Here is an 8,480-nt window from a genome sequence, read left to right on the forward strand (position 1 = left end):
CCCCCCGCCGCCGCCCCCCCCCCCCCCCTACCCCCGCCCCCTCGCGACCGCCTCTGGGGGGGCGGGGGCCGCGCCGGGTCCCCCCCCCCGCCCCTCCGTCATGTCAGAGAGATCAGAACCAGAGGGCGAGCTCGCGCGCGGCGCTCTCGGGGCTGTCGCTGCCGTGCACGAGGTTCTGCTGCACGGCGAGGCCCCAGTCGCGGCCGAGGTCGCCGCGGATCGTGCCGGGGGCGGCGGTGGTGGGGTCGGTCGTGCCGGCCAGCGAGCGGAAGCCCGGGACGACGCCGTTGCCCGCGACGCGGATCGCGACGGTGGGGCCGCTCTGCATGAACTCGACGAGCGGCTCGTAGAACGGCTTGCCGACGTGCTCCTCGTAGTGCTGGGCGAGCAGGTCGCGGTCGGCCTGGACGAGGCGCAGGTCGACGAGCGAGTAGCCCTTCGCCTCGATGCGGCGGAGGATCTCGCCGGTGAGGCCGCGGGCGACGCCGTCGGGCTTGACGAGGACGAGAGTCTCTTGGAGGTCGGTCACTGGTGCTCCTTCGTGTGGGGCGGGTGGTGGTTCGGGGGCTGGTGGTGGTTCGGGGGGCTGGTGGGCTCGTGGCGGGTCGCGACGGTGCGGGCGGTCAGGGCTACGGGCGGTCAGGGCTGCGGGCGATCAGGGCTGCGGGCCGAAGCGCGCCGCGTTCAGGCGGTCGAGCTGGGTGCCCTTGACGAGGCAGTAGGTCCAGATCGCGATGAAGAGGGCAGCGACCACGTACATGACGGGGTCGAGGAGCCCGCAGGCGACGAGCCCGAGCTGGACGACCCAGCCGAGCACGATCCCCCACCGCCAGCGCAGGGTGCGCGAGACGAGGAGGATCAGGACGATGGCGCCGAGGCCGCCGCCGAACGCGACGCCCGTGGGCAGCAGGTCACGTCCGTTGACGACGAGCATGACGAAGAACAGCGACATGGCCTCGAGCACGAGCACGATCGACAGCAGGCTCTCGGCCGCGCCGCGTCGACGTGCGCGACGCGTCGGGCGCGCGGGGCCGGCGGGGTCCGCAGGAGGCGGCGCCTCGGTCACGAGAGCCCGCCCTCGGCCTGCGAGAGCGCGAGCACGTCGCCGACCAGCGTGATCGACCCCGTCACCACGATGCCGCCGGGCTCGTCGCCCTCGGCCTCGTCCGCGAGGTCGCGGGCCGTGCGGAGCGCCGCCACGAGATCGGTCTCGACCACGACGCGTGCGGCTCCGACGACGCCGACCGCCACGGCCGCGAGCTCGTCGGCGTCCACGGAGCGGTCGGAGCCGCTCTGCGTGACGACGAACTGGTCGACCGTGCCCGACAGCGCGCGGACGATGCCCGCAGCGTCCTTGTCGGCGAGGACCGAGAGCACCGCGACGACGCGGCCGAACTGGAAGTAGTCGTCGATCGCCTTGGCGAGCGCTCGCGCGCCGTGCGGGTTGTGGGCCGCGTCGACGAGGACGGTCGGCTCGTTGGCCACGATCTGCAGCCGCCCGGGCGACGTCGCCGCGGCGAGCCCCTCGGCGAGCACGTCGTGGTCGAGCGCCTGGCTGCCGCTGCCGAGGAACGACTCGACCGCGGCCACCGCGACTGCCGCGTTCTGCGCCTGGTGGTCGCCGAAGAGCGGCAGGAGCAGGTCCTCGTAGCGGCCCGCCACGCCGCGGATCGTGACGACCTGACCGCCCACCGCCACCGTCGTGGACTCGACGCCGAAGGCGACGCCCTCGACGGCCAGCGACGACTCGGTGAGCTCGGCCGCGCGCTGCAGCTCGGCCAGCGCCTCCGGCAGCTGGGCCGCGCTGACGACGGAGGCGGCCGGCTTCACGATGCCGGCCTTGGTCCGGGCGATGGCCTCGACGGTCGACCCGAGCCGGGCTTGGTGGTCGAGCGCGATCGGCGTGAAGACGGCGACCTGGCCGTCGGCGACGTTCGTGCTGTCCCACTCGCCGCCCATGCCGACCTCGAGCACGACGACGTCGGCCGGGGCGTCCGCGAAGCACGCGAAGGCGAGCGCCGTGAGCGCCTCGAAGAACGTGAGCGTCGGCTCGCCCGCCGCCTCGAGCTCGGTGTCGACCATCGTCAGGTAGGGCTGGATGTCGTCCCAGTTGGCGACGAGGCGCTCGTCGCTGATGGGCTCGCCGTCGACGACGATGCGCTCGTTGAGGCGCACGAGGTGGGGGCTCGTCATGAGCCCGGTCCGCAGCCCGTGGGCGCGGAGGACGCTCTCGATGATGCGGCTCGTCGACGTCTTGCCGTTGGTGCCCGTGATGTGGATGACGGGGTAGGCGCGCTGCGGGTCGCCGAGCAGCTCGACGGCGCGGCGCGTGGCCGACAGGCGCGGCTCGGGGGCGGACTCCCCCACGCGGGCCAGCAGCTCGTCGTGCACCCGGGTCGCCTCGGCGGCGAACTCGCCGTCCTCCGGGCCGACGCCGTCGTCCTTCTTGCTCTTCTTCGGGCTCACGCTCGTCGCACCTCCACCGTCACGGCCGAGCCGGAGCCGACCGCGACCTTCCCGTCGCGCGCCGCGACGTCGTCCTGCACGTCGACGACCAGCTCGGTCGTCAGGGTCTCGGCCTGCACCATCTCGCGGTGCGTCCCGAGCGCCGCGGCCGCGGCCGCGTCGGTCGCCACGGTCGTCACGACCCGGTCGGACACGTCGAGGCCCGCAGCCTTGCGTGCCTGCTGCACGGCCCGGACGACGTCGCGGGCCAGGCCCTCGGCCTCGAGCTCGGGCGTCGTGGCGGTGTCGAGCAGCACGAAGCCGCCGTCGCCGACGAACGCGATCGCCGCCGACGGGTCGTCGACCGCCAGCTCGAGGGTGAACTCGCCGGGCAGCAGCTCGACGCCCCCCACGACGACGTTCTCGCCGACGGGGGCCCAGTCGCCCTTCTTCGCGGCCGGGATGACCTGCTGCACCTGCTTGCCGATGCGGGGCCCTGCGGCACGGGCGTTGACGGTCAGCTTGCGGGTGACGCCCCACTCGCCGAGGCTCTCCTCCGTCAGGGGCGTGAACGCCACCTCCTTGACGTTCAGCTCGTCGCGGAGGATCGAGCCGAACGGCTCGAGGCCGGCCGGGTCGGGCGCGACGACGGTGAGGCGCGCCAGCGGCAGGCGCACGCGCAGTCCGGTCGCCTTGCGGAGCGCCAGGCCCGACGACGCGATCGCGCGGACCGCGTCCATCGAGGCGACGAGGGCGTCGTCCTCGGGGAACGAGGAGGCGTCGGGCCAGTCGGTGAGGTGCACGCTGCGACCGCCGGTGAGGCCCTTCCAGATCTCCTCGGTCACGAGCGGCGCCAGGGGCGCGGCCACGCGCGTGACCGTCTCGAGGACGGTGAAGAGCGTGTCGAAGGCGTCGCGGTCGTCGCCGGCCCAGAAGCGGTCGCGCGACCGGCGCACGTACCAGTTGGTGAGCACGTCGGCGAAGTCGCGCAGCGCGGCCGCCGCGAGCGGCGAGTCGAGCGCGTCGAGGTGCCGCTCGACGTCGGTCACGAGGAGGCGCGTCTTGGCCAGCAGGTACCGGTCGAGCACGTCGGTGGAATCGGTGCGCCAGGTCGCGACCAGGCCGTCCGCGACGTGCCGGCCCTCGCCTCCCGAGCTGCCGCCGTCGGCGGCGTTCGCGTAGAGGGTGAAGAAGTAGTAGGTGCTCCACAGCGGCAGCAGGAACTGCCGGACGCCCTCGCGGATGCCCTCCTCGGTCACGACGAGATTGCCGCCGCGGATGACCGAGCTGGACATCAGGAACCAGCGCATGGCGTCCGCGCCGTCGCGGTCGAAGACCTCGGAGACGTCGGGGTAGTTGCGGAGGCTCTTCGACATCTTCTGGCCGTCCGAGCCGAGCACGATGCCGTGGCTGATCACGTTCGAGAACGCGGGCCGGTCGAAGAGCGCCGTCGAGAGCGCGTGCATGACGTAGAACCAGCCCCGCGTCTGCCCGATGTACTCGACGATGAAGTCGGCGGGGGCGTGCGACTCGAACCACTCCTGGTTCTCGAACGGGTAGTGCACCTGCGCGAACGGCATGGAGCCCGAGTCGAACCAGACGTCGAAGACGTCCTCGATGCGGCGCATCGTGCTCTGCCCCGAGGGGTCGTCGGGGTTCGGCCGGGTCAGGTCGTCGATGTACGGACGGTGCAGGTCGGGCTCGCCCTGCTCGTTCGTCGGCAGGCGACCGAAGTCGGCCTCGAGGTCGGCCAGCGAGCCGTAGACGTCGGTGCGCGGGAACGCCGGGTCGTCGCTGCGCCAGACGGGGATCGGCGAGCCCCAGTAGCGGTTGCGCGAGATCGACCAGTCGCGGGCGCCCGCGACCCACTTGCCGAACTGGCCGTCCTTCACGTTCTCGGGCACCCAGGTGATCTCCTGGTTGAGGTCGCCCATGCGGTCGCGCACGTCGGTGACGCGGACGAACCAGCTCGAGACGGCCTTGTAGATCAGCGGGTTGCGGCAGCGCCAGCAGTGCGGGTAGCTGTGCTCGTAGCTCGCGAGCCGCACGAGGCGGCCGTCGGCGCGGAGGCGCTGCACGAGCACCTTGTTGGCGTCGAACACCTGCAGCCCGGCGACGCCGAGCTCGTCGAACATCGGCAGGAACCGGCCGGCCTCGTCGACCGACACGATGACGGGGATGCCCGCGGCGGCGCAGACCAGTTGGTCGTCCTCGCCGTAGGCGGGCGCCTGGTGCACGATGCCGGTGCCCTCGCCGGTCGCGACGTAGTCGGCGACGAGCAGGCGCCAGGCGTTCTCGGTGCCCCACGCCTCCGTGTCGGCGTAGACGTCCCAGATGCGGTCGTACTCGACGCCCTCGAGCTCGGCGCCGGCGAAGGTCGCCGTGACGGCGGCCTGGGCCGCCTCGGGCGACTCGTAGCCCAGGTCCTTCGCGTAGGCCGCGAGGGTGTCGGCGGCGAGCAGGAACACGCTGCCCGTGAGCAGCTGCTGGTCGCCCGTGCGCTCGCCGGGCAGCAGGGCGTGCGGCACCGTCACGTACGAGATGCCGGGCCCCACGGCGAGCGCCATGTTGGTCGGCAGCGTCCACGGGGTCGTCGTCCAGGCGAGCGCCTCGACGCCGGTCAGGCCGAGCGACTCGGCCTTGGCCCCGACGAGCGGGAACGCGACGGTGACCGTCTGGTCCTGGCGCATCTTGTAGACGTCGTCGTCCATGCGGAGCTCGTGGTTCGACAGCGGCGTCTGGTCGTGCCAGCAGTAGGGCAGCACCCGGAACCCCTCGTAGGCGAGCTGCTTGTCCCACAGCTGCTTGAAGGCCCAGAGGACGCTCTCCATGTAGCCGACGTCGAGCGTCTTGTAGTCGTCGTCGAAGTCGACCCAGCGGGCCTGGCGGGTGACGTAGCCCTGCCACTCGTCGGTGTACTGCAGCACCGAGCTGCGCGCCGCCGCGTTGAACGCGCCGATGCCCATCTCGTCGATCTGGTGCTTCTCGGTGATGCCGAGCTGGCGCATCGCCTCGAGCTCGGCGGGCAGGCCGTGGGTGTCCCAGCCGAACCGGCGGTGCACCTGCTTGCCGCGCATGGTCTGGTACCGCGGGAACACGTCCTTGGCGTAGCCGGTGAGGAGGTGGCCGTAGTGCGGCAGGCCGTTGGCGAAGGGCGGGCCGTCGTAGAAGACCCACTCGTCGCGGCCCTCGCGGGCGCGGATCGACTCCTGGAAGGTGTCGTCGCGACGCCAGAAGGCGAGCACGCCCTGCTCGACGTCGGGGAACCGGGGCGATGCGGGTACCGGCTTGTAGGCCATGGGGGCTCCAGGTGCTGCGGATGTCCGTCCACGAGGACGCCTGCCGAGGGTTCTCGGTCGGCGCGGTACCACCTCGCTTGCCGTCCCGGACGGGACGACCTCTCTGCTGCGGCTGTGACGGGCCTGCCCCGCTCGGGTCTAGTGACGCCTCCTGCCCCGGTGTCGGGACGATCGACGCGTTCTGCCGAGTGCTCCCCGGTGATGGCCGGATCAGTGCTCGTCCATCATACGAGCCGAGGAGGCGGGACGCGATCAGGTGCAGGCAGTGCAGAATCGGCAGCATGACCCCAGAGCCCTCCGCGGCGCCGCCCGCGGCGACCGCGTCGCCCACCGAGCCCGGCACCGGGCCCGCGCCGAAGCCGGAGAGCACGACGACGGTGATCGTGGCGTTCCTGGCGAACCTGCTGATCGCCGTGGCGAAGACCGTCGCGGCGTTCCTCACGGGCTCCGCGTCGATGGTGGCCGAGTCGGCGCACTCGTGGGCCGACACGGGCAACGAGATCTTCCTCTTCATCGCCGACAAGCGCGGCGTCAAGCAGCGGGACGACGACCACCCCCTCGGCTACGGCAAGGAGACCTACGTCTGGTCGATGTTCGCGGCGTTCGGTCTCTTCACCGTCGGCGCCGTGGTGTCGATCCAGCACGGCATCTCGCAGCTCGGCGCGGCCGAGGAGGCCGAGGACTACCTGGTGAACTACGTCGTGCTCGGGGTGGCCTTCCTGCTCGAGGGCACGTCGTTCCTGCAGGCCCTCCGCCAGGCCCGCGGCAGCGCCCGGGCCGGGCAGGTGCCCACCCTGCGCTTCGTGCTCCGCAGCTCGAACTCGACGCTGCGCGCCGTCTTCGCCGAGGACGCCGCCGCCCTCGTCGGCCTGCTCATCGCGTTCCTCGGCATCTTCCTGCACCAGGTGACCGGCTCTGCCGTCTACGACGCGGTCGGCTCGATCCTCGTCGGCGTGCTGCTCGGGGTCGTCGCCCTCGTGCTCGTCGACCGCAACCGCCGGTTCCTCGTCGGCGAGAGCCCGAGCGACGAGCTCGAGACGACGGTGCTCGAGCGCCTCCTCGCCCGGCCCGAGATCGCCCGCGTCACCTACCTGCACACGGAGTTCGTCGGCCCGAGCCGCCTGTACCTGGTCGCCGCCGTCGACATGACGGGCGACGACACCGAGGAGCACGTCGCCGTCGCCCTCCGCCGCGTGGAGCGCGAGCTCGAGGAGCACGACGTCGTCGAGGAGGCGGTGCTCACCCTCTCGACACCGGACGAGCCGAGCCTGCAGCCGCGTCGCTGACCTGCCTCCCCGCGCGGAAGGGCCCGCCTCCCCCAGGGAAACGGACCCTTCGTCGTGCGCCCGTCAGGCGCCGCGGTCGCAGGTCACGCCCGTCGGCGGCGTCGGCCGATCAGCGTCGCGACGAAGCCGAGCACGAGCAGGGCGAGCCCGGCGAGCGCCGCGTCCCCGACGTGGTCGGCGCCGGTGTAGGCCAGCGCGCTCGGCGCGGGGGGCCGCACCGCGGACGGGACGAGCGACGTGCCGCTTGCTGCGGGGACGATCGTCGGGGCCGCGCCAGGAGCCCGGACCGTGAACTCGACCACGGGCGCCTCGGCCGAGAAGACCGGCGCCGAGAACCTCGGGTCGTACTGGACGACCGTGAAGAGGTAGGTGCCCGGGAGGTTCATCCCGGAGATCTTCCATCGACCGGACTCGTCGACCACGATCGGGTAGTCGTACGGGAGGATCTCGCCGGCCGCGTTGCGGGCCCGGAAGTCCTCCAGCTCAGCTGCGGTGCCCACGAAGGGCAGCAGGATCGCCCCGGGGACGCCCGTGCCCTCCGCGGTGACGGTGACGTAGCCGTCGGTCTCCGGGGCGAGCGTGTCGAAGACCGCACCGGAGACCGGCGACGTCACGATCGGTGCGGGCAGGGCAGCCGCCTCCACGACCGTGAACTCCTCGCCGAGGACGCTCGGGGACGACTGGCTCACGTAGCCGTTCCTGCCGTCGACGTAGTCCTGCAGCGCGGCGACGCGGTAGGTGCCTGCGGGCGCGGGGACGGTCGTGGCCCAGGAGCCGTCCGGCCCGACGAGCAGGCCGCCGTCGTACTCGAGCACCTCCGTGCCGTCCAGGAGGAACCGGACGACGGCGCCGGGCGTGCCCGTGCCGGACACGGGCACGCGAGCAGCGGGACGATCGTAGGGAGACGGCGCACCCGGGACGGCGGCGTAGACCGCACCGGCGGCCGGGCCGACCAGCGTCGGGGCAGGAGCGGTCTGCGCCGAGAGCCTCACGGTCCGGTCCGGGGTCGGGGCGGACCGCTCGCTGACGGGCACGCCGTCGACGTCGACGAGCTGCTGGGTGGCGGCGAACGACCAGTCGCCGCTCTCGAGGACGACTCCGACGGACCAGGTGCCGCCGTCGCCGACCGTCGTGCTGACGGGAGCCTGCGTCGCTCCGTCGCGCAGACCGCGCCGGAAGGTCACCTCGACGACGGCCCCGGCGACTGCCGTGCCCCCAACGGTCACGGGTACGCGGGTGCCGACGGCGCCGCCCGCCGCGTCGACCGAGATGAAGTCGTCCACGGGCGACTGGATGGTCGGGCTCGCCGGGGCGGGCTCCACGGCCGCCGCCGCGGCCGTGTCCGTCAGCTCCGCCTCCGCGGGCTCGACCGCCTCGGCGCCGAAGGACGGGGCGCTCGGCACAGGAGCGTCGGTGATCGGCCCGGGCGACTCGGCGGGCGCCTCCGGTC

General features: G+C 72.9%; 5 protein-coding genes and 1 pseudogene. 1 reads left to right on the top strand and 5 read right to left on the bottom strand.

The features are described from left to right. Nucleotides 1-112 precede the first annotated feature (112 nt). From ndk to ileS, 4 genes are all read right to left on the bottom strand, one after another. Nucleotides 113-529: a nucleoside-diphosphate kinase gene (ndk, locus tag RWM17_RS09465; RefSeq protein WP_146904530.1), complete on the bottom strand. Its 417-nt coding sequence runs from the start codon at nt 527-529 to the stop codon at nt 113-115. A 126-nt stretch (nt 530-655) separates the two neighbouring features. Next, entirely contained in the window at nt 656-1,066 is a 411-nt protein-coding gene (locus tag RWM17_RS09470) for a DUF4233 domain-containing protein (protein ID WP_314103042.1), read from the bottom strand. Further along, nucleotides 1,063-2,466 carry a bifunctional folylpolyglutamate synthase/dihydrofolate synthase gene (locus RWM17_RS09475; RefSeq protein ID WP_399540389.1) on the bottom strand — a complete coding sequence of 468 codons (1,404 nt, stop codon included), beginning with the start codon at nt 2,464-2,466 and terminating at the stop codon, nt 1,063-1,065. The genes RWM17_RS09470 and RWM17_RS09475 overlap by 4 nt, the downstream gene beginning before the upstream one ends. Then, nucleotides 2,463-5,744 carry an isoleucine--tRNA ligase gene (ileS, locus tag RWM17_RS09480; protein ID WP_314103044.1) on the bottom strand — a complete coding sequence of 1,094 codons (3,282 nt, stop codon included), beginning with the start codon at nt 5,742-5,744 and terminating at the stop codon, nt 2,463-2,465. Before ileS ends, RWM17_RS09475 begins: the two co-directional genes overlap by 4 nt. Nucleotides 5,745-6,025: 281 nt before the next feature. Between ileS and RWM17_RS09485 the strand changes: the two genes are divergently transcribed. Further along, complete coding sequence (locus RWM17_RS09485; protein ID WP_314103045.1) at nt 6,026-7,030, top strand: cation transporter; 1,005 nt, start codon at nt 6,026-6,028, stop codon at nt 7,028-7,030. A gap of 83 nt (nt 7,031-7,113) precedes the next feature. Here the strand turns inward: RWM17_RS09485 and RWM17_RS09490 are convergent. Continuing rightward, nucleotides 7,114-8,480: pseudogene (locus RWM17_RS09490) on the bottom strand (hypothetical protein); the annotation flags it as partial.

This window comes from uncultured Frigoribacterium sp. (assembly GCF_963515265.1).
Taxonomy (GTDB): domain Bacteria; phylum Actinomycetota; class Actinomycetes; order Actinomycetales; family Microbacteriaceae; genus Frigoribacterium.

Coding starts and splice junctions, on each gene's coding strand:
- RWM17_RS09485 (WP_314103045.1), top strand. CDS start 6,026: ATGACCCCAGAGCCCTCCGCGGCGCCGCCCGCGGCGACCGCGTCGCCC.
- ileS (WP_314103044.1), bottom strand. CDS start 5,744: ATGGCCTACAAGCCGGTACCCGCATCGCCCCGGTTCCCCGACGTCGAG.